Below are 962 nucleotides of genomic sequence, written 5' to 3'. Positions count from 1 at the left end.
GCGCTGGTGGCGCTGGTGGCGCTGGTGGCGCTGGTGGCGCGCGGCCGTCTGGGGAGCGGTCGTCGGCCCCGGCCGGCCGGTCAGCGCTGGACCGCGGCTCGGGCGTGGCACCGGGTGAGCGTCCGGTGGCCTCATCGCCGTCCGGGACGGCGGCCGGTCCCGCGGGGACGGCGGGCCGGGCGAGCGATCCGAGCGGTCGACATGCCGGGGCGCAGCCCTGGCAGGGGCCGGCCGTGCGGCCGGCAGCACGGCCCGCCGGCAACCGCCTCCTCGGTGGGACCGCCGCCGACGGGCAGCCTGTCGCCAGCTCTCGCGGGGCGGACGCGCCGAAACCCTCGGGAGCGCAGCCGTCACCGCCGCGTGAACCCGAGTCGGGGCGGGCGCAGCCAGCGCAGGGCGGCTCCCGTCCGGTCGAGCCGCCGCGTGCCTCACGGGCGCCAGCGGCCGGGGCACCGTCGGCCGCTCGGTCAGGCGATGCCCGTCCGGCCGATGCGCCGCGCGTCCCGCCCTCGCGGGCCGAGCCTTCCCGGGTGGAACGCCGTGTGTCACCGCCCGCGGAGCCCCGCCGGGTGGAGCTCCACCGGACGCAGCCGCCGCGTGCCCAGCCACTGAGCGCTCAGCCGCCGCGTCCCCGACCGGTTGTCGCGGGCCGTGCCCAGCCGGCCGGAGATCTGCCGGGTGGGGGCAGGCCGGGTGACGCCGGGTCACCTGCGACACCGCCGTCTCCGTCCGCTGGTTCCCCCGCCAGCCGGCCCGATCAGCGGACCACTGGCGGCGCTTCCGATCGGGCCGTTCCCGACCGGCCGGCTCCGCAACGCTCCGGGCCTGGGCGCTCCGAGCCCGAGAGATCCGGGCCTGAACGATCAGGGCCTGAGCGGGCAGGCCCGCGGCCGTCAGAGGGTTCGCCCGAGGCACGGCCGGCTGCCCGCTCCACGCCCGTCCGGTCGCAGCCACTGGGCGCC

The organism is Protofrankia sp. CiP1_Cm_nod3 (assembly GCF_982290655.1).
This window is presented reverse-complemented; position numbering follows the sequence as displayed.